This is a genomic window from Aerococcus viridans (genome assembly GCF_002871935.1).
GTDB classification, from domain to species: Bacteria; Bacillota; Bacilli; order Lactobacillales; family Aerococcaceae; genus Aerococcus; species Aerococcus viridans_B.
On record NZ_PNHQ01000011.1, the window covers coordinates 1 to 25,768 of the forward strand.

26 protein-coding genes, 2 pseudogenes and 1 riboswitch are annotated in these 25,768 nt (G+C 35.0%); of the genes and pseudogenes, 6 read left to right on the top strand and 22 right to left on the bottom strand.

Translation table 11 applies throughout. From position 1 onward, the window contains the following. Positions 1 to 315: 315 nt before the first annotated feature. The 5 genes and pseudogenes from CJ191_RS05390 to CJ191_RS05410 all read right to left on the bottom strand — a co-directional run bounded on the left by CJ191_RS05390 (position 316) and on the right by CJ191_RS05410 (position 5,189). A complete protein-coding gene (locus CJ191_RS05390; protein WP_102199211.1) occupies positions 316 to 1,638 on the bottom strand; it encodes a nucleotide-binding domain-containing protein in 1,323 nt (440 codons plus the stop codon). A 16-nt stretch (positions 1,639 to 1,654) separates the two neighbouring features. After that, positions 1,655 to 2,719 (bottom strand): SAVED domain-containing protein, encoded by a 1,065-nt coding sequence (locus CJ191_RS05395; RefSeq protein WP_102199212.1) that lies wholly within the window; start codon positions 2,717 to 2,719, stop codon positions 1,655 to 1,657. A 140-nt stretch (positions 2,720 to 2,859) separates the two neighbouring features. Further along, a pseudogene (locus tag CJ191_RS05400) lies at positions 2,860 to 3,453 on the bottom strand (type I restriction-modification system subunit M N-terminal domain-containing protein); the annotation flags it as partial. 474 nt (positions 3,454 to 3,927) lie between these two features. Then, entirely contained in the window at positions 3,928 to 4,851 is a 924-nt protein-coding gene (locus CJ191_RS05405; protein ID WP_070468044.1) for a cation diffusion facilitator family transporter, read from the bottom strand. A gap of 23 nt (positions 4,852 to 4,874) precedes the next feature. Continuing rightward, positions 4,875 to 5,189 carry an ArsR/SmtB family transcription factor gene (locus CJ191_RS05410; RefSeq protein ID WP_003143660.1) on the bottom strand — a complete coding sequence of 105 codons (315 nt, stop codon included), beginning with the start codon at positions 5,187 to 5,189 and terminating at the stop codon, positions 4,875 to 4,877. A gap of 405 nt (positions 5,190 to 5,594) precedes the next feature. On the opposite strand from CJ191_RS05410, the gene CJ191_RS05415 reads away from it, so the two are divergent. From CJ191_RS05415 to CJ191_RS05430, 4 genes are all read left to right on the top strand, one after another. Beyond that, positions 5,595 to 6,410, top strand: a complete 816-nt coding sequence (locus CJ191_RS05415; protein WP_070468041.1) for a ZIP family metal transporter — start codon at positions 5,595 to 5,597, stop codon at positions 6,408 to 6,410. A gap of 65 nt (positions 6,411 to 6,475) precedes the next feature. Continuing rightward, positions 6,476 to 8,401, top strand: a complete 1,926-nt coding sequence (locus CJ191_RS05420; RefSeq protein ID WP_180960941.1) for a heavy metal translocating P-type ATPase — start codon at positions 6,476 to 6,478, stop codon at positions 8,399 to 8,401. Positions 8,402 to 8,657: 256 nt separating this feature from the next. Further along, complete coding sequence (locus tag CJ191_RS05425; protein ID WP_102199214.1) at positions 8,658 to 9,221, top strand: recombinase family protein; 564 nt, start codon at positions 8,658 to 8,660, stop codon at positions 9,219 to 9,221. A 100-nt stretch (positions 9,222 to 9,321) separates the two neighbouring features. Next, complete coding sequence (locus CJ191_RS05430) at positions 9,322 to 10,011, top strand: hypothetical protein (protein WP_102199215.1); 690 nt, start codon at positions 9,322 to 9,324, stop codon at positions 10,009 to 10,011. Between the two features lie 302 nt (positions 10,012 to 10,313). On the opposite strand, the gene CJ191_RS09125 is transcribed toward CJ191_RS05430, so the two are convergent. The 9 genes and pseudogenes from CJ191_RS09125 to CJ191_RS09280 form a co-directional block, all read right to left on the bottom strand. Next, on the bottom strand, positions 10,314 to 10,484 hold the full coding sequence (locus tag CJ191_RS09125; protein ID WP_180960942.1) for a hypothetical protein: 171 nt from the start codon (positions 10,482 to 10,484) through the stop codon (positions 10,314 to 10,316). A 512-nt stretch (positions 10,485 to 10,996) separates the two neighbouring features. Further along, positions 10,997 to 12,000: pseudogene (locus tag CJ191_RS05435) on the bottom strand (IS30 family transposase). A 247-nt stretch (positions 12,001 to 12,247) separates the two neighbouring features. After that, complete coding sequence (locus CJ191_RS05440) at positions 12,248 to 12,970, bottom strand: energy-coupling factor transporter transmembrane component T family protein (protein ID WP_102199216.1); 723 nt, start codon at positions 12,968 to 12,970, stop codon at positions 12,248 to 12,250. Then, positions 12,963 to 14,459 carry an ABC transporter ATP-binding protein gene (locus tag CJ191_RS05445; RefSeq protein WP_180960943.1) on the bottom strand — a complete coding sequence of 499 codons (1,497 nt, stop codon included), beginning with the start codon at positions 14,457 to 14,459 and terminating at the stop codon, positions 12,963 to 12,965. The genes CJ191_RS05440 and CJ191_RS05445 overlap by 8 nt, the downstream gene beginning before the upstream one ends. Further along, a complete protein-coding gene (locus CJ191_RS05450; RefSeq protein WP_003143653.1) occupies positions 14,443 to 15,030 on the bottom strand; it encodes an ECF transporter S component in 588 nt (195 codons plus the stop codon). The genes CJ191_RS05445 and CJ191_RS05450 overlap by 17 nt, the downstream gene beginning before the upstream one ends. After that, positions 15,027 to 15,659: a YkoF family thiamine/hydroxymethylpyrimidine-binding protein gene (locus CJ191_RS05455; protein WP_102199218.1), complete on the bottom strand. Its 633-nt coding sequence runs from the start codon at positions 15,657 to 15,659 to the stop codon at positions 15,027 to 15,029. The genes CJ191_RS05450 and CJ191_RS05455 overlap by 4 nt, the downstream gene beginning before the upstream one ends. A gap of 42 nt (positions 15,660 to 15,701) precedes the next feature. Beyond that, a riboswitch (TPP riboswitch) is annotated at positions 15,702 to 15,805 on the bottom strand. A gap of 209 nt (positions 15,806 to 16,014) precedes the next feature. Continuing rightward, positions 16,015 to 16,326: a DUF6448 family protein gene (locus CJ191_RS05460; protein WP_102199219.1), complete on the bottom strand. Its 312-nt coding sequence runs from the start codon at positions 16,324 to 16,326 to the stop codon at positions 16,015 to 16,017. Between the two features lie 109 nt (positions 16,327 to 16,435). Further along, the gene (locus CJ191_RS09360; protein ID WP_102199220.1) at positions 16,436 to 16,987 is read right to left on the bottom strand and encodes a CPBP family intramembrane glutamic endopeptidase; all 552 of its coding nucleotides are present in this window, start codon (positions 16,985 to 16,987) and stop codon (positions 16,436 to 16,438) included. Between the two features lie 1,028 nt (positions 16,988 to 18,015). Continuing rightward, positions 18,016 to 18,339, bottom strand: a complete 324-nt coding sequence (locus tag CJ191_RS09280) for a hypothetical protein (RefSeq protein ID WP_246819036.1) — start codon at positions 18,337 to 18,339, stop codon at positions 18,016 to 18,018. A gap of 1,961 nt (positions 18,340 to 20,300) precedes the next feature. Here CJ191_RS09280 and CJ191_RS09130 point away from each other — a divergent pair. After that, positions 20,301 to 20,438 (top strand): hypothetical protein, encoded by a 138-nt coding sequence (locus tag CJ191_RS09130; protein ID WP_168125779.1) that lies wholly within the window; start codon positions 20,301 to 20,303, stop codon positions 20,436 to 20,438. 94 nt (positions 20,439 to 20,532) lie between these two features. Next, complete coding sequence (locus CJ191_RS05475) at positions 20,533 to 20,877, top strand: helix-turn-helix domain-containing protein (RefSeq protein ID WP_070467766.1); 345 nt, start codon at positions 20,533 to 20,535, stop codon at positions 20,875 to 20,877. Positions 20,878 to 21,870: 993 nt separating this feature from the next. On the opposite strand, the gene CJ191_RS05480 is transcribed toward CJ191_RS05475, so the two are convergent. From CJ191_RS05480 to CJ191_RS09135, 8 genes are all read right to left on the bottom strand, one after another. Beyond that, positions 21,871 to 22,146 carry a type II toxin-antitoxin system YafQ family toxin gene (locus CJ191_RS05480; protein WP_003143327.1) on the bottom strand — a complete coding sequence of 92 codons (276 nt, stop codon included), beginning with the start codon at positions 22,144 to 22,146 and terminating at the stop codon, positions 21,871 to 21,873. Further along, the gene (locus CJ191_RS05485; RefSeq protein ID WP_050774130.1) at positions 22,136 to 22,453 is read right to left on the bottom strand and encodes a type II toxin-antitoxin system RelB/DinJ family antitoxin; all 318 of its coding nucleotides are present in this window, start codon (positions 22,451 to 22,453) and stop codon (positions 22,136 to 22,138) included. Before CJ191_RS05485 ends, CJ191_RS05480 begins: the two co-directional genes overlap by 11 nt. A 237-nt stretch (positions 22,454 to 22,690) precedes the next feature. Next, positions 22,691 to 22,969, bottom strand: coding sequence for a helix-turn-helix domain-containing protein (locus CJ191_RS05490; RefSeq protein WP_070467765.1), 279 nt, complete (start codon positions 22,967 to 22,969; stop codon positions 22,691 to 22,693). After that, complete coding sequence (locus CJ191_RS05495) at positions 22,962 to 23,222, bottom strand: type II toxin-antitoxin system RelE/ParE family toxin (RefSeq protein ID WP_371440299.1); 261 nt, start codon at positions 23,220 to 23,222, stop codon at positions 22,962 to 22,964. Before CJ191_RS05495 ends, CJ191_RS05490 begins: the two co-directional genes overlap by 8 nt. 159 nt (positions 23,223 to 23,381) lie before the next feature. Next, on the bottom strand, positions 23,382 to 23,624 hold the full coding sequence (locus CJ191_RS05500) for a hypothetical protein (RefSeq protein WP_070467763.1): 243 nt from the start codon (positions 23,622 to 23,624) through the stop codon (positions 23,382 to 23,384). A gap of 256 nt (positions 23,625 to 23,880) precedes the next feature. Next, entirely contained in the window at positions 23,881 to 24,312 is a 432-nt protein-coding gene (locus tag CJ191_RS05505) for a DUF6782 family putative metallopeptidase (protein WP_070467762.1), read from the bottom strand. A 72-nt stretch (positions 24,313 to 24,384) separates the two neighbouring features. Continuing rightward, positions 24,385 to 24,570, bottom strand: a complete 186-nt coding sequence (locus CJ191_RS05510) for a hypothetical protein (protein WP_070467761.1) — start codon at positions 24,568 to 24,570, stop codon at positions 24,385 to 24,387. Between the two features lie 11 nt (positions 24,571 to 24,581). Continuing rightward, the gene (locus tag CJ191_RS09135; protein WP_168125777.1) at positions 24,582 to 24,740 is read right to left on the bottom strand and encodes a hypothetical protein; all 159 of its coding nucleotides are present in this window, start codon (positions 24,738 to 24,740) and stop codon (positions 24,582 to 24,584) included. Between the last annotated feature and the right edge of the window lie 1,028 nt (positions 24,741 to 25,768).

Here is a 25,768-nt window from a genome sequence, read left to right on the forward strand (position 1 = left end):
ATTTCATCTATAAGAACTAAGCCAAAATCACTGGATAAACGACCACCTGTATGAGAGACATGTAAATCATTATTGAATTTTGCAGCAGTTTCTTGTAAAGTAACCATTGAGAGAACTCCTTTCTATTGGTTGTTTGTCGTGAATTAACCATATCAGAAAGGGGTTCTTTTTTCGTCACCTAATGGGTGATGGACAAGACGGAGTTAAAGTTTGTTAAATCAACATTAGTTAGCGTTAAAAGAAAAACTATGAATTATTCAGGTATATATATAATATTTAATAGTATTTTATAATTTTCTTTAATTGAAAAATGTATCAAATAGGAACATAAATTCGATCTCTAGCTATGCAAACCCCATCTTTTACAATATAACATTCCACAAAATGTTTCCCTCTAAAATCAGAAGTCTCCGTTTGAGTATTGTTATTTGTTTTAAAAATCTGTCCCCTTATTTGATTTCGCTCATATGCTTTTGGGCCAACATTTCTAACTTTCCAGTAAATATCATATGGTTTTGGCACCGCAATTGACTGAATAAAAAATTTAATTTCCTTATTTTTAGGTATAAAGTGTCTCTTTTTTAAAATATTTGACAAAGTACTAGGTCGGAATCCTGATATTTCAATACTTGCATCAATTTCTAGGGGATACTTTAAGAGAACTGGAAATAATTCTTCGATGTACTGTTCTCTATAATTCTCCACTTTTGAGCTATCGTTCACTTTCTGTTCTTCTTCTGAGTATAATTTATCCCAAAAAGTATGATTAAAAAGAGTTTGCCAGGCTTCAATTGCATCCAATCTAGTACAATTAGGATTATTAAGTATCTCTAGCTTTTCTTTATGTGATTTTAATCTTTTTTTTAACGATTCCACTTTTTGTTTATCTTTTTCATTATACAGAATTGATTGGTATGGATATACCGGACTTGTAATATTTCCATCAATATCTAATCTATTGATGATATTTTCAATTGTATAATACAGGATTTTATCCAATGTATTATGTTCAGTGGCTAATGATTCTTCAACTAATATAGTCGTGATTAGTCCTCCTGGCATTTTCCAATGACCTCTTGATCTATTGAAAATTTTAATTAGTTTGATAATTACTGGCAAACTGTTACCTTTATATAATTTTTGTGTATCAAACCAACTTTGGATTGCTTCAGGGCTTCTTTCTCTCCACACACTTCCTGCGTGTTCCACTACATCTATGTCTCTATAAACAGCAAAATCAATTTGATACCCATCATAATATGTAAACCTAATACAGTTGGTATGTTTTTCAGGAGGAGTTTTAAAGTTTAAATTTTGTTGATTAAAAGCACTCAATATAACATTTTTTATTTTATCGCTGCCAATAGAATCTAAGCCATTTCCGTCAACTAAAATTCCAACATCAATATCATAATCTTTCTCTTCATTTTGGGTCACTGTTCCCATCCCCACACTACCTTGAACGTACGACTCTTTAACGACATAAGAAGTATTATTTTTTTCATTATATTTTTCTAATCCTTTTTCCAGTCTAGAGATATTTATGTCTTTTTTTTCAAATAATTCATCTATTCTATCTTGCGGTAGCTTGACATGCTCATTATAAAAATTAATTAGTTCTTCAGATAGATCGTACATAACTAATCCCTCTCTCTTAACCCTTCTTTATTAATTCTTCTTTATTATTTCCATTAACAACTATTCCATACTTATATCTTGAATTATATTGAGCAATATAGTGGTAGAAAATTATCTGCTGTAATTGATTTTCTCTATTTTTAATGCATCTTCCAAGCTCAAGTGATAACATCCCTGGAATAGCAGCTGCAACATGGATACTCGAAAATCTTTTAGAAATATTTATCAGCTCATTTACTATCTCATTTGCGATAGTAACAATTTCTTGCTGACTAGATAGATTGTTTTCAATGATATTATCAAAAGATATCTTTACTTGATTTGTTACATCAAACTTTGATAAATCAGTTTCATGAATATGAAAAGTACCTGAAATAGAAACCAATACCTCGTTTGAACTATTTGTTCTAGATTCGCAAAAGTCTTTTTCCACATTTATATTTAAGCGTTTTCTTTTCTTAATCTCATTAGGTAATAACTCAAATTCAGATTCAAGCCTATTATAATTTATATACTTAATATTACTTCTATTACTTAAGTAGGTGCCAAAAAGTACAGTATAAGGGATCGCAGCCATTGAAGTCAGATAAATGTTATCTTTAACCGGATAATTGTTAATGGTTTCAGTTTCTCTACGAATAATCTTATTAATAAGTTCATTAGTTTTTTCATTCATTTTCTGTGATTCTAATAACAACATAAAATCTATGCTACGTTCGCGTACAATTCCTGTTTTAATATTTTTTACTTTAAAATCATTTTTTATTAATTCTATTTTGTTATTTTCACCTAATAAATTAAAAACATGATATTGCTTCTTTTCACGATAGCTTATAAAGCTTCCTATAACAATTAATGTTAAACCAAAAACGTACTGGATAATATCTGTATATCGGAATCCCTTACTATCTGAATTGACTAAATTTAAAAGAAAATCAATATCAGTGGAAAAAATACTCAATCCACCTGTTATTAATAATGTAGGAATATCCTTCTCTTCTTCTTTCTTAAACATAGTTCTGAAAAAGTAGATTATAATTAGTAACCAAACTATGCCCTGTACCATATTTTCTATATTCATGGCAACCCCCTTTGTTTTTTATTTGATTTAAAAAAACACTCAGCTAATTAGTGAGTGAAACATCATACAGTTTAGTATTTAACAAATTTATTGTTCAGTTTTTCTTTCTAATTTATGAACATTATCTATTTTTATGATATGTAGAACTCCCCGGCTTTCTTACCTGAGTCCTCCGCAAACTGTCCGATAAGGTATTCATAGGCATCACCCAAAGCGTCCCCATCATAATTAGCCAAGTTTAAATTATCTAAAGCTTTCATAACTTGAGAAATCGTATCGTTTTGTTTTTGTGGTGTAGCACCTAATTTTTTAGAGTTTAAATCAATATCTTCGAATAAATCTTCAAACACGTTTGACGATTGTTCAATATCACGTAAACCTTGTTGTAAGTGTTCACGTTGGAATGTATGGTTATTGATTTCTTCCATCAAAGCAGAGAATGTTAATTCTGGTTTAATTCGATAGGACATTTCATAAACCAATGCAGATTGAAACTCTTCGCTAAATTCATCATCCGCATAAGCTTCACGGTACATATCTAAAGCTTCATCTAAGTTTTCTGTCTTTTCTTCCAACATTTCCGATGAATGCACTAGCATCGTATCTGATAAATATTTGTAGAAAATCAATCCAAGTAAATAGTTCTTATACTCACTAGCGTCCATTTTAGAACGTAATACATCTGCCGAATTCCATAATGATTGATATAGTTCTGTTGCTGTTCCCTTAGTCATGTAAAATCCTCCAAATATAATTTAATGTAATCACTTTTATTGTTTAAAATACATAATTAAATACTATGCATCTATTATAACAAATGAGTGAATGTTTATAGCGCCGATTTGTAAATGTTTCCCAGCCTCTTGGCATTTTTATTGACTTCTCTTATTTCAACTTATTTGTGATAATTAATTCGACCAAGAAACTACACAATCTCTGAATTGTTACTCTATTAACTAACTAGAATCTATATTAGATTGTTAAATCAGAAAAAAACTCTATTTTTTCTCTGTGATTTCAGTATCAAAAACAATAAGTTATGAAACCGATAAATTAAGTAAAAAAAGCCAATTAAGTGTAAATTGTAATTTTATTTTGCATTAAATTTAAGGGGTGCTTTGCACTAATAAATCGAGTAGGAGACTAGCCATTAATTGGCTAGTCTCCTACTCGATTTAAAATAGTCCTTTTTTCAATATATAAATACTTTAACTGCCATAAGCATACCCTTTTTCCAGTTCGTCTTTACTTGTAGTTATTTCTATTGTGATATGATCCTTTACACCCGATGTGTGGGCAAGCTCTGCAATTTCTTCTTTGATTTCCCTAGTCTTGTTTATATCGGAAGAGTCTATAAGAACCGTAACGATAAGGGCATTTTCTTCTCCGTCCAGTGACCAAATGTGAAAATGAGAGAGATCCTTTACAGCAGGAATATTGTTAATGGAGTTCGCCAGGTTCTCTACGTTTACATTTTCAGGCGAACCGTTCAATAAAATTTTCATTGTACTGAAAAATTCAGGTACAGTTTTATAGAGGATATAGAGTGCTATCAAAATCGATAAGATTGGATCCAATCGATAAGCCTCGGTAAAGTTCATTACGATACTCACAACCAAGACCCCAATCCACCCTAATACGTCTTCCAGCATATGCAGGTTCAACATGCCTTCGTTTTTAGATGACCCTTTGCTTAGAATCCAAGCCGCATATCCATTCAATCCAATAGCCACGAGTGAAAGCCAAAACATGCCACTGTAATTAACCGGTTGCGGATCAATCAAACGTGGGATACTTCGGTAAATCATAAAAAATGAGCCGCCGATCAGTACTACTCCAGTTATCAACGCCCCTAATAATGAAAAGCGGTTATAACCAAAAGTGAACTGTTCATCTTGCTGCTTTTCTGAGTACCCCTGGAAAAACCAAGCGAATCCAATAGAAATGGAATCTCCTAAATCATGAACGGTGTCGGACATAATTGACACACTATTGAAAAGAGCCCCAAAGAAAAATTCAATCATGGAAAAAATAAAGTTGGTGAAAAAAGCAATTTTAATATTCTTATTCGGTTGATTTTGGTGCGAGTGATTTTCTTGTTTCTCTGACTTTGAAATTTTAAAAACCTCCATTTAGTTTTATACCTTATTAGCTTTTATTGTTCTTGTTCATTGATATGAGTTAAGACTTGTTCGAGAATACTGAAAACATGAAGATCATCAAGACTGTAAACCATGCTTTTCCCTTCTCTTCTTGCCTTCACTAAACGTGAATCTTTCAATATTTTTAGTTGGTGTGAAATCGCGGACTGTTCCTTATCCAATGCAAGCACAATGTTTCCAACACTGAGCTCTTCTTTCTGTAAAAGAAAGAGAATTGACAAGCGTGTAGGGTCACTAATCACTTTGAATACTTTGCTTATTGATTGGATCTTCTCTTTATTGATTGGCGAAGTTGTTGATGTATCCATATGCTCTTATTCCTCTCACATGATTTTTCATTCATATATATAATACCACATGAGTAAAACGATGCAAGTTTTTAGTTTATAGACTAAATTAAGACTTTTGTATTCATAATAGTAGTCCATTTGAACAAGAAGCATCTTGTCTTGACAAAGCTCATACAGTGAGTTATTATGATTTCGTAAACATATGAACGAAACTTCATATGTAAATCATAATCATTCCGATTTACATATGAAAGGAGATGGATACTGGATAAGCCCAAAATATATGAATCCTTGCCTTACTTCGGCAAGCATGCGAGTTCAGAAGTTGCAAAACACAAAAAAGTCGGTGTATAGTTATACTATTTCTATTAGTCTAACTCAAGTTGAAAAATATTTTACGGCAGTTAAAGGATGTGTATTTTAATGGTTGATTGGTTTTTGAGTTTAAACCCAATCTGGCAAGCAACATTAGCGGGTGTATTTACTTGGCTAATGACCGCCCTAGGTTCGAGTTTAGTATTTTTATTTCATGAAGTGAATGATAAACTTCTTGTCATTATGAATGGTTTTGCTGCCGGGGTTATGTTTGCAGCAAGTTACTGGTCTTTGTTAGCGCCATCCATTGATTTTGCAGAGCAAAATGGTTATGGTATTTGGTCATTTGTGCCTGCTTTGGTTGGTTTTTTAGTAGGAGGCCTCTTTTTAAGAGTTGTGGATGGCGTGGTCCCTCATTTGCATAATAGAACAAGCGGTGTTGAGGAAACTGAGGGTGTTGCTTCATCTTTATCGTCTACAACCCTTTTGTTTCTAGCGGTAACCATTCATAATATACCAGAAGGGTTGGCAATTGGTGTGGCTTTTGGAGCTGCTGGACAAGGAGTTTCTGCTATTACAAGTGCATTGGTGCTTGCACTGGGTATTGGGCTGCAAAACTTTCCCGAAGGTGCTGCGCTTTCAATGCCTATTCGAGCAGAAGGCAGTACAAAGGGACATGCATTTAATATGGGGCAATCCAGTGCACTTTTTGAAATTATATCAGCAACTATTGGCGCTTGGCTGGTCACACAGATAACTGTTATCTTACCTTATGCATTAGCTTTTGCAGCAGGAGCCATGGTATTTGTCTGTGTTGAAGAATTGATTCCTAATTCTCAAACGAATGGACATAGCGAAGTAGCGACAATGGCATTTATGATTGGTTTTGCTATCATGATGACATTGGACGTTGCTCTTGGTTAAACAATAAACAAAGGACACAAAAAAGTCTACAAAAATCAAATAAATTATATAGAAAGGTGATAAAAATGGAAAATATCCAAGAACAACAATCTCAAGAAAAACATAATCACAACCACGACCATGACCATGAACACGGAAAAATGCCAATCGTTTTATACTTTATTGGTTTAGCCTTAGCGGTGATCGCTTTATTTTTGAATGAAGATTATCAGTTAATGCGAAATATTTTATTCTCAATCGCTACAATCAGTGCAGGATATCATGTCATTGTTCTGGAAGGTCTTGGAGAGACAATTGAGAATACAAAAGCAAATAATAAGTTTACGCCTAATTCTCATATTTTAATGGGATTAGCGGCTATAGGAGCTTCAGCGATAGGGAATTTTTGGGAAGGAACGTTGTTGATTCTCATTTTTTCAGGCGCACATTTCCTGGAAGATTACGCTGAAGGAAGAAGTAAACGAGAAATCACGAAATTACTCGAAATGAATCCAACGACTGCCCGGTTAATCCAGCCTGATGGCAGTACAAAAAATGTTGACATCAGTGAATTAAAAGTGGGAGATCAACTTCAAGTATTGAATGGCGATCAAGTCCCCATTGATGGCGTCATTTTGTCAGGCTCTACGTCCATTGATGAGTCGTCTATTAATGGAGAAAGTATCCCAAAAGAGAAGTCCAAAGGAGACGACGTTTTCGGAAGTACAATCAATGGAACAGGTACTTTCACAATGGAAGTCACTAAAGAAAATAAAGATACAGTATTTTCAAAAATTTTACAGTTAGTAAACCAGAACCAAGACAACCAAACAAAAGCTGCGAGTATAATCCAAAAATTTGAACCGAAATACGTTACAGTTGTTTTAATTGCCATTCCGTTATTCATGTTATTGGCTCCTTTTCTCCTAGACTGGACATGGTCACAAAGTATCTATAGAGGATTGGTCCTTTTAGTGGCAGCTTCACCCTGTGCTTTAGCAGCAGCTACCGTATCGGTAACTTTATCAACGACCTCTAACCTGGCCAAAAAAGGCGTCCTTTCAAAAGGTAGTTCTTACCTGTCTCAATTAGCCGATACTCAAGCAATTGCGTTTGATAAGACCGGAACTTTGACCAAAGGAAAACCTGAAGTAACCAATTATTATTTTGCTGATTCCGTGAACGAAGAAAATATGATTGATATCGTGGTAGCTCTTGAAAAAGAATCCAATCACCCCTTAGCAGATGCCATTCTAAGAAAGTTTGAACAAAAAAATCAACTGACTATTGAAGTAGAAAATCAGATTGGTAAAGGGTTGACAGGAGATTACAACGGCAAAAATTATCGGATCGGAAAACCAACTTCATTTGACGAGGTTGCAAATGAATATATTCGTTTAAATAATGAGTGGGCATCAGAAGGTAAGACAGTCGTATATGTAGCAGAAGATGAGAATGTCATTGGACTTATAGCTCTCATGGACGTTCCAAGTGAACATGCAAAAGAAACTATTAAATACTTTAAAGAACAAGGCATACACACCACTCTAATCACTGGCGACTCAGAAATGACAGGAAAAGCAGTTGCTGAACAATTAGGAATAGATGAAGTAATCGCGAATGTCATGCCAGAAGATAAATCTCGAATTATAGACGAGCAAAAAGAGAAATACGGCGTAACAGCAATGGTGGGTGATGGTGTAAATGATGCCCCAGCCCTTGTGAATGCAAATGTAGGGATTGCCATGGGAGACGGAACCGATGTAGCAGTAGAGGTGTCTGATTTAGTTTTAATGCAGGATGACTTATCTAAATTGGTTAAAGCTCATGGAATTTCTTCTAAAATGAATCGTGTCATATGGCAAAACATCCTTTTTTCAATGGCAGTCGTAGCCTTTTTAGTTGTAGTGAGTTTATTAGGTCTAACAGATATAGCAATCAGTGTCATTATTCATGAAGGAAGTACGTTGGTCGTTATTCTGAATGGACTTCGTTTATTAAAATCTAATTAATTCTATCAAAACCCATAAATCTAGGGTATAGTAATAACTGTCTGAAGTTAATATGCCTTTAACGTTCTAAAAACGTTAGAGGCATATTTTTTATAAATTACTTTGTCTCAAAAACAATCGATTATGAGACTGTTTTGAGAAGCAACTCTTTTTTCTCTAAAAGCGCTCTTTTTTAGTCTCAAAAGTTGTATCAAAATCTATGTATCTTTAATCACCCTTTGTGATACAATGAGAGTTAAAAGGGGGGGTTAGAACTGTGAGTGGATATATCTACGGATACGCGCGCGTCAGCACGCAACACCAGGATCTGAACCGGCAGCTAGACTTGCTAGCGGAACAAAATTGCAACGAAATCTTGACGGAGAAAATGACAGGGACTAAGAGCAATCGTCCTGAGTTGAACCGTCTAAAGGATAAATTGCGACCTGGGGACACGGTGGTGGTGGAGAGCTTCTCCCGCTTGGGACGAAGCACCAAGGATCTGATTGACCTGGTCACCTACTTCGAGGAGCAGGACGTGAAGCTGGTCAGCCTGAAGGAGAACTTCGATACAACCACCCCGCAGGGGAGGCTCATGATGACCGTCTTCCAGGCCTTCAGCCAGTTCGAGCGTGATTTGATTGTGGAGCGGACGAAAGAGGGGCTCCAGAGTGCCCGTGCCCGAGGTCGGATAGGCGGAAGACCACGTGTAAACCCGCGTGATATTGAACGAGCCGTGAAACTATATGAGAGCAAAGCGTATAGTGGCAAAGAAATTACTGAAATGACCGGGATTAGTAAAGCTACTCTCTATCGATATTTAAAGAGTAAGCAAAAATAACGATTGCAACATGTACCGAACGTTGCTGCAATCGAAATGCATTCAGCCTAAAATAAATTATGATTTCAAGAATTAAACTTACTAAGGAAGGACTGCTGATATGGTCAAAATAACAAAGGAAGTCTATGAACAAATAAAGATTGATCTTCCAAAAATAGAGGAGAGTCTATCTTCACGGAATGGATCTGAGAAGTTATGGAGAAACTTAAGAAGTAAATATTCTATTCTATTACCTGGACTAACAAAACATGTTAGGGAATCAGGAAAAATGACTTCCGCTGGAACGGAATTTGATTACCGGCCAGAACTTGAACAATTAAAAGAAGCTATATTAGCATATATGATTGTTAATCCAGTGGAGCAACAATCTAACGAGGAAATTGAGAATGAAGGGAATGAACAATTAAATCAAACTACACCTCGGTCGATAGATGAAATAATTAATGAAAAAATAGAAGAATCGAAGATATATATAAGATCTAAGGAATCTAAACAGAAGCAAATTGCATTAGAGAAAATTTGGGATACTTTCGAAAGATTAAAGACTATTTATGGTGAAAATAAAAAGAAGTCTGTAACAAGACTAATTGATATAGTTAGTAAAGAATCACCAGTAACAAAAGAGTTGATAAGCAGAGAATTTCAGGAATTAACACAGATAGGCAATACTTACCATATTAGACATTTCGAAAACGGAAAAGAGCCTATTTATTCGGATGATTTTAGAGAGTATTTGTATTTTAGAATTTTAAGCTTAATAAGCTACTGTATAAATGAAATGAATCAGTAATCAAGAGAAAATAACGCATTTTAAGCCAGTTTCAGATTTGAAAGTGGATCACTATCCACGAAACCGGACTAAAATGCGTTTTTTAAATCCATATCTTTCGTTAAGATTGATTTTACACCTTATGATTATAAGAAATGAGTATAACCAAACCTTATTAGGTAACACTTGTTAATTCATGTTCATTAGTCTTAAGTTATGAAACGGCCTAAAATAGAGTGAATAAGATAAATTCCATCTTATTCACTCTATTTTAGTCAATCCAAGTTATTATGGCTGTATTGTACTTTACTTATCCTCAAATTTTAATTATCAGAATCCCAATGCTCATCTCCGATAGATTGATCAGCAAATTCTCGGATAGCATCGTCTACTTCATCACGATCATAGATATCTAACTCATTATAAATCATATCAAATTCTTCCTCGTTTAATTCATCTAAATGGGCTATCAAATAATCTTTATCTTTTTTCATGATATAACCTCCTAATTATTTTACTTATTATTTTCTTTACTGTTATAACCGGAAAAACGTATTTTCACTTAGACATTGAAAAGTCCGCTGTAACTCTCTCCATTCTGTCATGCTTTTCCCAGATAATTACTTTTCAAACTCTAATCAACACTTATAAGCTATATAAAAAGATTGTATCCTCTTTTTATATCTAATCCATAGTTCTTAACTCATTTAAATCATCAAAGAACAGCCACCCATTAGTAGACTGGCCTGATATTAATTCAGTAACTCGAGAAGGACTATCGAAAGACATATTGATTACTGTTCTTAAAACCTCGTTTTCTTCAATTACTTTTCCATCCTCGATATAATTATCAATCATATTGTTGTACCGAGTAAAAAAGTTGCCAGTTTTCCAGTTCTTACTGGAATCTACAGGTCTACGTAACTCGCTATTTTTTGCTAAAACAAATTGCCCGTCTTTTACGAAAATGCACGATCGATAATTTTTATTTTCAGGGCTTAAATTGTCAAATTAAGTGCAACACAGTTTTATAAAAGATTTCATAAGGTGTTTTCCAATTCAAACATTTTTGGGATGTGTATTTAATTTCGTTGCCCAACCTTGTATCTCTTCATCAGTTGCATCTGTCAAATCAACACCTTTCGGTGAGTACTCCCTAAGGAGTCCATTTGTATTCTCATTAAATCCTCTTTGCCAAGATGCATGAGGATCTGGAAAATAAATTTGCGTATTATTTAATTCCTCAGTCAATCGGGCGTGTTGACTGAATTCTTTACCACGGTCAGGTGTAATGGTTTTACAAAAATTAGAATCAATACCTTGTAGTAATTTAATCATTTGGTCAACTACCGGCTTAGAAGCTTTCTTCTCAGATTTACCAATTAGTAATAACCTAGATTTTCTATCAACTAGCGTTACTAAGCACGCTTTACCAGTTTGACCTGCAACTGTATCTGCTTCCCAATGACCAATCTCAGTTCGTTCATTAGCGCTATCTAGTCGTTCATGAATCGTATTGGAGATAGGAATCTTTCCTCCTCTTCTCTCTACGTGATTTTTAGAATGGCGTGTTTTACCTCTGTGTCTTAATTTACGGATAGCGCCTCGATTACCAGTTGATAAACCAGGCTCATCGAAGTCACCACGATAAATTGCACGATAGATAGTATTATAACTGATCTTATTTTTGGAATTTTCAAGGTTCAAACGACCAGAAATTTTTTCTGTAGACCATTGTTCGTTGAGAAATAGTCGTTTGACCAACTGGAAAAGAGAGTCTTTATCTAGCGTGCGATGTCTGCCACATAGTTGTTTTCTACGTTTATACTCTCCATGAGCAGTTGACGGTGAATAACTGCCATCCTTGTTCGAATTACGATGTAATTCTCTTGAGACAGTCGATTTAGAACGGTCCAGGGTCTCGGATATATGCCCGATAGTTTCGCCTTGTTCATATATTAGGAATATTGTTTTTCGCTCATTCATGGTAAGATGTGTGTATGGATTCATAGCTTTCTCCTTCTAATAGTTGGTTGGTACATCTATTTTATAGGAAAACTATGGATCTTTTTTATTTTATTATTGTTGTTGCACTTAAATTGCAATTCGTCGATAAAAAAATAGTAGTGTAAATCCACCGTCGTGTATATTACACTACTAATCTTAGTATGTTTGACATAGAACCATTTTTATTCCCTAACGTCAAATATTGTACAACCGAAATACGTTTCTAATGTAAAAATATTTTTTAATTAAATTAGAGGAGTCTGAGATATACCAATCCGATTAACGTCATGAGGGGAAGCGTAATGAGAAAAACAACATCATACCACTTCACTTTAGTTTGAATGTAATGGGTCCGTTCTTCAGAAAAACCTTTTGCATGCATTGCCATTGCCAATGCATCAGCCCAACGTATAGACCGAATGAGGAGTCCGATCATGGGTCTATAATCAAATTTCCCCAATTTAATTTGTCTAACTTGATAAGCTAGTTTTGCTTGTGAATAATTTTTCCTCATTGAAGGGATTAGATAAACAGATGCCAAAACACCATAAGATAGACTATTCGATAACTTTCCTTGCTGAACCATACTAGCAATTAACTCATTTGGATAGATAGTCAATGCTGTTAATAAACCGAGTACTGCGAAAGAAAAGATACGTGTCCCTAATTGTAGCCCATTTAAAAATGTAGCATCTTTCATAACAAAACGTGTTGATTGCGCAGATAGACTAATGTCAGTACCGCCAGTATGACTAAACTGCCATCCAGTAATGAAGAAAGCACATGATAAGATAAGAGCTGGAAGAATGATTTTTAATGCTTTCCTCAATTTAACTCTTTTACTAGTAAATAGAAGTAAGAGAACAATCACAATTATAAAAGTATTGAGGCGCCAGTCTGGTGAGAACATTAAGAGTAAACTGGTGACTAAAACAGTTACTAGTTTTATAAATGGGTTAATGCGATCAATCATAGGACACCTCAATTAACTCTTGGTTTTCTAGTAAATAACCACGATCAGCATAGTGCTTTACTAATTCCTGATCGTGACTGGTGAAGATGATGGACGTTCCATTTTGCCTGAGTTCATTTAAATTATTCATAATTTCGAGTGCATTTTGTTTATCTTGACCGTAGGTTGGTTCATCAACTAGTAGCAGTCTCTGTCCTTTAATTAACATACAAAGTACTGCTAATCGGCGTTGTTGACCCTGACTTAAAAGCCATGGTGAAGTAGAAGCTTGATCTTCTAAGTTATGTCGCTTCAAGAGATTAGTGATTAATTTTGTAGTTTCTTCTTCATTCTTTTCAGGATAAACAGCTTGCACTCCAATATTCAATTCTTCAAAACATGAAGTTGTTAAAAATTGAAGAGAAGGATCTTGAAAAACAACTCCAATTTGAGAAAGCCAATCTTTCCTATTCTTAGAATCAAACTTTAAATCTTTCATATGCATAGTCCCGTCAAAAGGATATTCCCCCAGAATCGTCTGAAAAATAGTTGATTTACCGGATCCACTTTTTCCTTGTAATGCAATTAATTCTCCTGGGTAAATCTTCATGTTGCAGTTTTTTAATAAAATGCGGTAAGGATGCCACATTTTTTTCAGCCACTTTGTTTTATATTCTCCTAGTTTAATCGTAATATTTTCGATTTGAAAAATAGGCTCCAAGTTATTTGATACTTCTGCTCGTTGCAGAGGTTTTTCTAGTTCTAATAATAACCCTTCTTGTTCAAGTAGGGATTGATCGTTAGTAGAAAGTGGATCAAGTGAGATATTTGTGTCTAGAAGTTGCCCCACTCGACTTAATACCATCATTCGGTCAACGAATTGCCACCTATCAAGACGGTGATCGATGACTAGAATGATTTTATTTTGTTTTTTTAGTTCTAAAATTGTTTCTTGAAGTTCGTTTGCTTTTTGATCATCCAAGTTAGAAAATGGTTCATCTAATATATAGACGAGTGGATCAATGATTTCCAAACATGAAAAGTTTGCTCGCTGTAATTCTCCGCCAGACATGGCATCAAAAGAACGTTCAAGCAATTCGGTAACTCCTGTTTTATTTGCGTGTTCTTTAACCATTTCATCCATTAATGAAGGATCAAAACCTTTGTTCTCTAAGCAAAAAATTAATTCTTGATAGAGATTTTCCATAGCAAATGCTAGTCGGGCATTCTGAAATGATGCAGATATATACTCCATAGATTCCTGATTGTCCATAGATAAGATGTCTTGTCCCGAAACAGAAATTGTGCCGGAATTTAATGTCCCGCCATTTTCAGGATAGTATCCTGTTAGAACACCTGCTAGTGTGCTTTTTCCTGATCCACTTGCACCCGCTAGGAGCACAATTTCTCCAGGATTGATTGAAAAACTCATATTTGAAAATTGTACGCTATTTTCTAGATAGAATTCTAATTGTTCAACAACAAGTCCGTGATTATTTATCTTTTTCATGACTGACACCATAAGATTTCAATAGTCCAGTGTTGTCTAAAGCAATACAAAGTTTATGTGCAATAAATCCAGTAAAAATAAGTGAACTTATTAAACGAATAACAAAGATAGCTATAACAATAGAAATTTCAAGTGAAGCATAATCGTTTCTGAATGCAGTCCAGATAAAACTGAAAATTGTAGCCAAAACGGCACCTACCATTGAATTTCTCATGTTATAGCGACGATACTTCGTAAACATATAAGGCAATTCAACACCTAAACCTTGGATAAAGGCACTTACTATAACAATTGGACCAAAAACATTTCCTAAAACAACTTCTATGACAGCGGCAAATATTTCAGTAATAATACCAACGCTTGGCCGTCTAAGAACATAAAGAGCAACAACAGGTGCCATAAACCAAATACCATAAAAAGGTTCATATCCTAAAATACCAATACCTACTGGAGTAAGGGCAGTTGTTAAAGCAGCTCCTAAATATAATGCAATTAAATAAACAATTCCAAATGCGACAGAGATTAATCCGATAAAAATAAAGTCTCTTAATTTCAGTGGTTCTTTATTCATAATGATTCACCTTCCGGTAAGTTACAGAATAAAGAAGCTTCTATGATATAATGACTAACATCTTTGCCAGCCCTTTCTGCAACATATTCTAAATAATCAAAGACATCATGTACATCACCTTGTAAGTAAGTCGTGTAATGTCCACTTCCAGCAAAAACACCTCGGTCAATCCCATTGTTAACAACCTCTTCAATAAGTGACATATAGTTATCAGAGCCCATTGGATACAGCGAAAACTTACCAACAACGGGGAATGATATTTCGCGGCTGTTGCGGTTATTTATACGCTTATCATCATAATCAAGTGTGTAGTCTGCATCGTGATCTCCTGGGCAACCTTTCGAGATAGTCATATGAATACTCATATGTACATCATCATGATATGCTTGAGAAAATACTGCTCGAACGCTGTCAAATACAGCCGATTCTCTACCACGATAAACCGTTGAAGTGGGATCAGTTTCACTCCACACCATTGAAGTGTCTACATTTTCAAGTGAAGATAGGATAATATCCACAAAGTCATCAGACATTGGTGCTAAGTTGAATCTAATTCCGGCAATTCCTTCTTTTGAACCAGGAACGCCTACTGCACAACTACCATACGAGACATATTCTTTTTTTGACAAAATAAAAACTCCTTTTCCAGTTAATAATCCAGAAAAAGAGTATAGTAAAAATTACAATCTTCCTACGCAACAATAAAGTTGATCAGGTTCACGAATCTGCTTCTAGCACTCTCAGCCTCCTTTAAAAGGCTCTCCGGATTAAATAACTATTTAATTTTGTTAATTCAGTATACTTGAAAAGAAAATCGATAGCAAACTAAACATTTTTTATTATTTTAGAATTGAAAAACGAGGGGGAGTGTCAATAATTCTGTGTAACTGGACTTCCTGACTGCAGAACATTCTTTAGCCAATAGCCATGGCATGCAACATTTCTTCCAGCTTGCCTTCGGCCAGTTGGAACCCTCGGTGGCTGCTAGATAAAAATTTCTGAATGGATACGGACCAGATTCTCGAAGAGATACTGATCGGCTAATTTCTGAGCCTCAGGGCTATCATCTCTCACTTCCATCACCTGAGCAAAGATACCCTCAATGTCTTCTTCCCGTTCAGGCAATACCCATTTCGCGATGTAGCTAGAGTTTTCCTCCGCGAGCGCTTTTTGCGCATCGCCAATCACTGGTCCGTCCATCGTATCGCAGTGGGCGCTGGCCGTCAGGGGATTTAGGAACAGTGCCCCTGTGGCTGCCAAGACGGCTCCTGTTGTCATCATTATGTTCTTTCTCATATTCAATTCCTCTTTCTTTTTTTAATCATCAATTGATGGTTCTATCATAAGAAAAGAAGGAGGAAAAAAAATTGAAGAATATCAAGTTATTGCTTTTATAGTAGTTTTTCTAATCCGAAAGGCTATACTTTCGGCCATTCGCCGAGATGGTGGCCGGTTTGTAGATAAGGAGCAGGAGGGCGGCGATTACGATGCTCGCAGTAGCAGTGGACCAGCCCGCGAAACCTCCCAAAGTATTAGACAAGGCATGGTAAAGAACCAAGAGAAAGACGCTCCCCTTTGTGGAATTGTAGAGCCAAACATAAATAACTGAGTCCATCATCGCGTCGACAAACCAAGGCAGCAGCGGATACGTGGACATGACATTGTCCAAATTAAACAGGAGCGGAGCATGCCAGACTGCCCAGAGGACACCGATGATCATGCTCGCGACAAAGGCGCTATAGCGCTTCTGCAGGTGCGGGAGCGCGAACCCCCGCCTGGCTACTTCCTCCACCGGGATAGCCGCAACGACGTAGGTGGCAAAGGAAAGCAGCCAGCTCCTCCTATTGGTCGAGAGCTCAATGCTTGGGCTAGGCCCCCGTCTTGACGGATAGAGGGAAATGCCAGCAAAAGCACAAGAAAGAGGCTGGCAACATACCACTTGAGTGGAAGCTGCCACTTCAAGAGCGGCTGGAAGATCTGACTATAGGCCTCGTCTGTTCCATGCAATGTCAGCAAAAAAACATTCACTCGCTCCCCCCCTAACCCTTCCCCTTGTTTTACTTTCTATCTCCCCTTACTCAAGACCAACCTATTCAAAAATTATCCAACACCCTACCACCTATTTTTAAAATCTAACCCATTCTAAGACGCAAGGGCTGACTGCCTAACCTTCCTTTTTCTGCTCAATCATATTGCCACCCCTTTCAAACTTCTCCTTTAATTTGCGCCCATGACCTTTGAAGCATCCCCTATATAAAGGTGCCTTTTTATCCGTTTGACCTTGCTAGGCTTTACTAGGTAAGCTAGGCATACTTTGTGAATGGTTAAAAGTACTGGAAGAGCATAAGGGAAAATGGTGCATTTTTATCATTTTCTTGTTACAAGTTGATGCGCTAATGCACCACTTTTTGCAGTTACTTGATGCACTTTTAACCTTGATATAATAGGCTTTTGAAGCTTGTTGCATCAAGAAAAAGTTTGTGAAAAACGCCTTTTTTTCTTTAGGGCTTACACTTTAGTTAAGTAGATTTTTGAAAAAGCCTACCCATGCCTTTGGAAATTTTTTGAAGAAATTTACCTGAAGCCTAGCCTACCCTCTTTGGAGTGAATGCAAGATTTTTTCTCAAAACCTTGCCTAAGCTATTGGTATGAATATAAGATTTTTTTACAATTCCTTGGCTAAGCTTCTAATATAAATAGAAGTTTTTTTGATAAAGCTTCGCCTATCATTTTGGCTTGAACAGGAGATTTTTGGATGAAGCCTTGCCTATTCTTTTGGTTTGAATAGGAGATTTTTGGATGGAGCCTTGCCTACACTTATATAATGAACAGTAATATTTTTGATGAAGCACTCGAAATATTTTTGACCTAACCCAAGCGAATGAACTAGACGAAGTGGAAGATAGTTTAGCTAAGACGGAGAATAAATGAAGTAAGGATATCATGCTGACACCCACTAGTAGTTCTGACCTTCCCACCGTATACTTAAATTGAAAAGCAAAAAATACCAGAAAGGCATTGGCCATCTGGTATCAAAAACATTATATAAAATTGTTTTACTACTGAATTGCTTGACGTTGTTCTGGATTCTGGATTGTTTGCGACTGGTTCTTCGTTCTCCGCTTCAACTTCTGAAGAAAAATCTAACGTATTCAATAGACCTTTTTCTAATGCCATAGATAAAACTAACTCACGTAGTTCGTTATCAGACATCGCAGCATCAATTGCATCCTTACGTTTAAAATTAACGTAGTGATCAAACTCTTTATCTAGTTGATCAGGAGTTCCTAGCCCCTCTTTAACTGACATCGTTAACTATGTTAGGAGATTTTGTCGGAATCGCTTGTCTGAATATCAATATAAACGAACTCTTCACCATACAAAGCAATTTGATAATTCAAATCGATGATTGTACCACGTAATCTTTTTTAGCAACTACAGTTGAAGCATTCTAAGTGATACTTAGTGACTCTTCATTTGCTTCAGTAATCAATATTTTTTTCTTTTTTTTATCTATTATCGTTTCAATTATTTCTTATAAAGTTAACATGAATAATTCTACGGGATTCATATAGAATTTCAACAATTCATCATTATACACCCTCTTAAGGTCATCCCTCTAATTGTTGATTTCTATAATTCATTAAGGCATACAGACATAATTTAAATAAATTGTTTATATAAATTATTATATGGATTTAAAAATTAATGTTGTTATATCAAGGTTAAAGGGAGGATGAACACCTAAATTGTCGGCTAGCAACGGCAAAAGTTGGCATTTATAACGATATAATGATTGGAAATTTTTAAAGCAAAAGATTTTAAAAAACTTGTTTCAAATTGCCATTTTATTGGTTTCAAATCCTGTTTGAAACCTATTTTTTTAAATTACTGGTTTCAAACTGCCATTCTATTTGTCATGCAAATGGCAACCCCCCTGTTATATCAAGCTTTATTTTTACGCAAAGTACTTAAATCTTTAAATTAAACGTTATTTAACGAATAGAAATAAGGTTAAGTTACTAATTCACCGTTAAACAAATCGAACGTAAATTGGTAATTCAAACCTTTAATAGTTTATTGATCACCTTTAAATAAACCACAATAGGTAAAAAAAGTGGTTATAAATAAATAATTTCAAAACAGCTATAACAAAAGTGATAAAATGTGGTTTTTACTACGTAAAATGTTGTAATAAACACAAAACCACTTATTTAAGTTATTGTGGTGATTGATTACGTAAAATGTGGTTTTTTAACGTGCAAAAACCTTGATACATACGGCTTTTGAATTGCGTAAAGTCTTTAAATATAAATATATATATCGTTCATTGACCTGATCAGAGTGAAACAAATACTTTCAACAAGCAGTAGCTATAAATCTTGCTTTATGTCACCAAATATTTTCGTCATTTAACCCAATAAGGACGAAAATATATGTAAAAATTTGTTAACACCACCATTATTTTTCGTCATTCCCTTTATTAAGACGAAAAATATAAATATATTCGTTTTGAATGCCAATTTCTTTCGTCATTAGAATGTAAATGACGAAAGAAAATAAAAGAATCGTCATTAACGCCCACTTTTGTCGTTATATGCAGCAATAAATAAGAAATCTCCTTTTAAATAACGACAACTTTAGACTTTTGTCGTTATCAACACCAACTTTTGTCGTCAATAATGATAAACTACAACGACAAATTTCAGATTTGTCGTCAAGGAAGACACTTTGTATATTGAGAAATCACGAGAAATTTACGTATCATATATTAAATTTTTTAGTGAAATAATGAACCTTTTATATATCGTAAATACTTTATCTTTTATACCTTTTGGATAAAAATAAACCCAATGATATCAAGGGATACAGCGATTAAATGACGAGAAAATACTATGTTTATATGTGGATAAGACGAGAAAAAACTGTGTATTAAACGAATTGCATTAATTTTTTTCGTCCTTTGATGTATACCAAAAAATAGAGAAATCTTCCCTCCGTCCGAATACCCATTTTAGTATAAGGGTCCCTATCTCAAAAAAAATTGATGCTCATCAAGAAAATCATTTCTTAATAGACGCTAGGCTTCTCTATTAAATTCAACTGAAATAATTAAAGGAATGAAGTCATTCCCTCCAAACAAAAATTTCATTAAAGTAGGGCCTAAAAAAAGAATAGCAACTATACTTTGTCAAAAGACCTAATTGCTATTTTTTTGCTTGTTATTCTTCAATTACCAAACGTCTTGCCTTGCAGGATATTTAGGAGATATGATTCAAAAAACGGGTGGCGCAATAAAGTTAAGATTTAATCCAGAGTCTTCAAAAAAAGGCAAAAGCGGTTCTTATCGAATCATTTATTTCATTGCGATGGAAGCTATTTATGCCTTTTTAGATGTATACCCTTAAAGTAAAAAAGAGTCTTTGACAGATAAAGACAAAAAAGAAAACAAACAATTTATCACTGATTTTAAAAAATAGTTAAAAATAGGAGCTAATTAATATGCGTGATACACTAAAAGACAGTATGAGTGAATTAATAAAGTTCGCTCATAACAAACCAAATAAAGTTATGGTTAGAAAGTACACATTAAATAATCTACCGGAATACAATCCATCGGCTGTCAAAACAGTCCGTAACAAAACACAAATGACACAAAAAGTTTTTTCCAATCTTTTAGGAGTATCGGTTAGAACGGTTGAAGCTTGGGAAACTGGAAAATCACATCCAAACGGTAGTGCTAGAAGATTACTACAATTAATCGAACAAAATCCTGAATGGTTGAAGAAATCGAATATGCTTCCGCAAAAGGATAATTATTTTGGCAGCGATATATATACAGATTAGAATATCTTTTTTGTTTAGCGAGCTCTACTTTGTTCGACACAAACGACGAAAAAACTGATTGATCTTGCCTAAAAATGAGACCGAAACGGCCACATTTCAGGTCTCTTTTTTTGCTCAAAACAGCTACGTTTTGAACGGGTTTATCAAGGGTATTAGTGGGGCAGAGTGTTCCCCAACAAGGTCGTTTGCGGCACGAAGTGGCTAGTAAACATAGAATTTGCCAAACCTACAAGCCTCTTGTCCTATTAGGACAAGTTAGAAAAATTGGTGTGCTATATTGAATTTAAATACACCTAGGGGCTGATAAAATGACCACAGCAAATGCACATATTGGGGAAGGTATGAGCTACGGAGGTTTGTCTAAAAGCCATTACGAATTAGACTCTCAAGCTTCAGCAATCAGAGACCAAAAACAAATATAGCTTTCAAATTCATGAACATGTAATTTTGAACAAAACTGCGTACACAGAATTACAAGCTAAGCAGAATCAGATGATCGAGAAGAGAAACCAAAAATATATAGAACGTGGCGAACATAAGAAAGTAGACGGCAATATTGATAATTTTTTACCAAAAAGAACAAGAACACCAGAATCAATCACTTTCAATCAAATAATTTTCCGTTAGTAATTACTGCATCAAATTATGACGATTACGAAAATTTCGCTCAAGCACTAAGGGATAGTGGTGTAACTGAAAACGACTTGAGACATGCATACGTAAAGACTTTGAAGAAGTCTGTTGAAGATATCAACGGGTTAAGTATTGTTGGTTTGGAAATTGATGAGTATTACATACATGCAAACCAAAAAGGCGTACCACATTGATAATGTATATAAAAAACACAATGGAGCGATTTTGAACAAGTGCATATGCCTCCGAATAAAATAAAAAATAATCATTTACAATCACAGCAACATTTATAATAGCTGTGCTTGCACAAGCAATAATCAGCGTAAAAAAAAGAACCCCACCATATTGGTAGGGCCGTTTTTAGAATAAATCATCATGCGTGCCAGTTCTAATTAAAGTCAGGATCAATTGATCGTTATCTACTTTATAGACCAGCAACCAGTCTTTCTCAATATGTAATTCACGAAAACCAGCATATTGACCTTTTAACATATGGTCATGGTATTGTGTACGCAAAGTTTCTTTTTCACCATTGATAATGAGTTTGATAACTTGAGCAAGCTTATCCATATCATAGTGTTTTTTCTTAAACTTTTTGTAATCCCGTTTGAAATTTGAAGTCCTACTAATCTTCATTTAAATCTTCCCAAAATTCATCAAAATTTTCAAAGGTTTCTAAATGACCTTCTTTAACTTCTCGTAGGGCATTTTCAGTTTCAATATTTCTTTTAATTTCAAATGGGACTTTATTTTCACGGACACTTTGTCTTAAAAATGTATTAATAGCTGTAGACGTGTTCATACCTAAATCTTCAAATAATTCGGCAGCTTCTTCTTTAAGGTCTTTATCCACTCTTATGGTAATTGTAGAAGATTCAGATTTGTTGCTTTTTCCTTTAGTCACTCTTTTAGGTGAAGTACGTGTTTTACGAGCTTTTTCCATATCATATACCACCTTTCTTATATAAAACATTGTAACACATTAGTGTTACAATGTTAATACAATAACCTACAATCGAAACGCCCAAGTATTCAAACTAAAGGTTGCCTAGATTTGAATTGACTTTTTTTTAAATGAGATTAACTCTACGAAAGTATGGAAACGCAAAAAAAACACAGGATATCAAAGGACTCTTGTGCTTTTTTCAAAATCTAAAAAAATTTAGAATGAATGATGTAACTACACTAACTCAACTATTAGTTTTTTATTCGTTGCATTTGCAATAGATACAATAGTATCCAAAGAAGCATTCACTTCACGAGATTCAATTCTACCTATAGTGGACTGCGGTTTACCAACCAATTCAGCAAATTCACGTTGGCTTAAACCTAGATTTTTGCGAATATTGTAGATTTGATCTGCAATCCGATTCTGTACTTTTTCATTTTCCCATTCTTCAGCGAATCCTGGCTCTTTTAATTCTCTTTCTGCAGCATATTCTTCTAATACTCTATTCATCTGATTTCCTCCTAACAAAGTATAATTTACGCCGATTTTTCCCACGTTCAATTTCACGTTTTGGCGTTTTCTGATCTTTCTTAGTGAAGAAGTGCGTAATAATATATCGTGAATCCTTTACATGGAAGTAAATCCCACGTTGTATATTATTACTAGATTTCGACCTAATTTCGAATAAGTTATCATCCAATTTCTTAACCCATTGGTTTTCGATGGATGATTGAATGCCTCTAATTTCAATATTATCAATCATAGACATCACTTTAATTGCATCTTTTGAGGGCAATTTATCTAAGAATTTTTTAAACTCTTCTTCATCAAAAAATTCAAATTCATTTTTTTGTTAACCATATTTATATGATAGCACAGATGCTATCAATTGTCACTCCATTCATTATTAAGAGATAGCACATTAATCAACCACTTCCAAATCACTGTCTGAAGCTTTTGCTACTGCTTGTTTGATAATTTTTGAATCATCTTTAATTTCACGAAGCGATATTCGTCTGTTGCCTACTTTGAATTCTGAATCATAAGTTTGTTCTAGTTCATTCCAGTAGGCAAAATCAATATTATCAGCTGAAATTTCATCTGTATCTACAACTGTTGTGACTGAAAAAGAAGAGAAATTTGAACGTGTAGAGAAAAAGTCCAACGAAAAATGGCCAACAATAAACGCTAAAATTGAAGCTGCTAACTTACATTTTCGGAAAGTAAAAAAGCGTTAGAAGATGAAAAAATGCTAAAAAATAAGCTGAAATGGCATTGAGAAAAGAACGTCATAAATTAAGAACAGAGCGACTAGACAGTCAGCTTGATTTGTTAGATAGTGTTGAAGAATCATTGAGTATTTATGATCCAACTGGTAATTAGTATTTAAGTTATGCGGAACATCATGATTTAACTAAAGATTATCTTGTCCATTGTGCCGTGTAGTGCAAGGAATGAGCTTTCGTATCTAAGCTAAACGCATGTGCCACCACATAGGCCGTCATTTCAACTTGGTATTCTAATACTGGTGTCTCCTGCAGCGCTGTTTCTTTTTGCGCCATTTTTTTCGGATAGTGCATTGCTACATGCGCCAGCTCATGTATAAGCGTATGAATGGATTCGCTTTCATTATTACGATCACTTAATACAATCGTATGCATATCAGGCCGGTAGTATCCTTTAGCAGGACTGTTACTGATTTTCGCTGCTTGAACCCCTATCTGTTCTTCCTTGGCATAACACAATAACATTTTCTTCAAAATCACCATCTGTTTCCCCGCATACTGAAAGTCTTTTTTTCGATTTGGAAACAAATCGGGATGATCTTCTGGCTGCGCATTTGTTTGCGTCACATCAAAGACCGTCCCCAACTTAAAGCTGACCCGTTTTCGTGTCTCAACTGTTGTTTTATGGGCTGGAAAATCCTATTTTTCTTCTTTTGTGGCAACACTCAGGTTTTTCCAGGTTCCCTGTTTCGTCTTGAATTGCTTGATTTCAACCGGTACAAAAATCTTGATGCCTTTTTCCCCTTTTAAGACAGATAATCCCCAATCTTTAAACGTCTTAAAAGACGCAACGCCAAACGCACCTTTAAATTGAGAATGAATCAATAACTGATTCTTCAACGAATAATCATAAACTGACTCATAAAAACGAGAAAAGCTTCTAACTCTTTCGGATCTGTCGCATAGTTGCGTAAGTTGACATCCATCTCATCGGTTAGGCCATCAATTTCTAATTTCCGTTCTTCTGCTGTTTTCTTTTTATAGTTGTAGGCCATGACGTTTCCCCTTTCGGATTACTCAGACAACCTGCTTCAATACCGTATCAAGCGTGACAAAATAGCTTTCTTCTTCTCCAAGAGCCGCTTCAAATTCCGCTATTAAATCATCTATTACAGTCACCTGTATGTCTTTTCTTTTCTTCCAAGAGATAAAACGTCACTGTATTTTCTTCTTCAATATTTACAAGCATCACTAAGGCCTTCGGCATCCCGATACCCCCCTCTCACATGTTTATTCCTGTGTTATTTTCTTGATTATTATATCTATATTTAACTTAAAATAACGGTATAAAGTAAGAAAAGCTATTGACTTAAGATCTCACTTAACCTAGCAGAGGAGAGGGAAAGGAGCAAGTGAGCATAGTTGTACCCTAGCCATGCAGAATTAAAAAAATAAGTCTGCAAACTAGGGTACAACATGTTTTATATTTGTTTGAATCTCTAGCGTCGGATCGGTCAGTCGCTGCTTCACATCTGTATGCATCGGTGTTGTTTGTCAACACACCTAAAACCCTCTTAAAATCCTCCCTAAGAGCATTGTTTTAGGTTACCGGGCTTTCGGCCCAGGATTACCACCCCCACCGTTCAATCGGCCGTAGTCGCCATTCAGGGAAAGAGTGCATACAGTGACCTCTTTTGATCCCCTATCGCTAGTTATTGAAGTGGCTAGCGCCTAACCTGTCCCCTTAGTCCCAGTTTTTCATGGCTGCAGCTTGTCCCCTACAGTTTTAAAAAAGAGGATGCGACAAGTTACTGTTGGATTAATATATGCTAAACTAAGCGAAGGAATCCTCACTTTCGATTTTTGGTTTGCGCTTAAATTGACAATTGAAGATTCAATTTTCCAAGAGTAATTTTACGCTAACCATTATTAATGCACGAACAAACATACGTTCTATTTATAATGTTTCACGTGAAACATTATAAATACTTTTAAATATCCTAATTAATATCAAGGAGTATTTATTAATATACTTATATCTATTTATTAAAAAAAACAATCTTTCTTTCTACTATTATTTCCT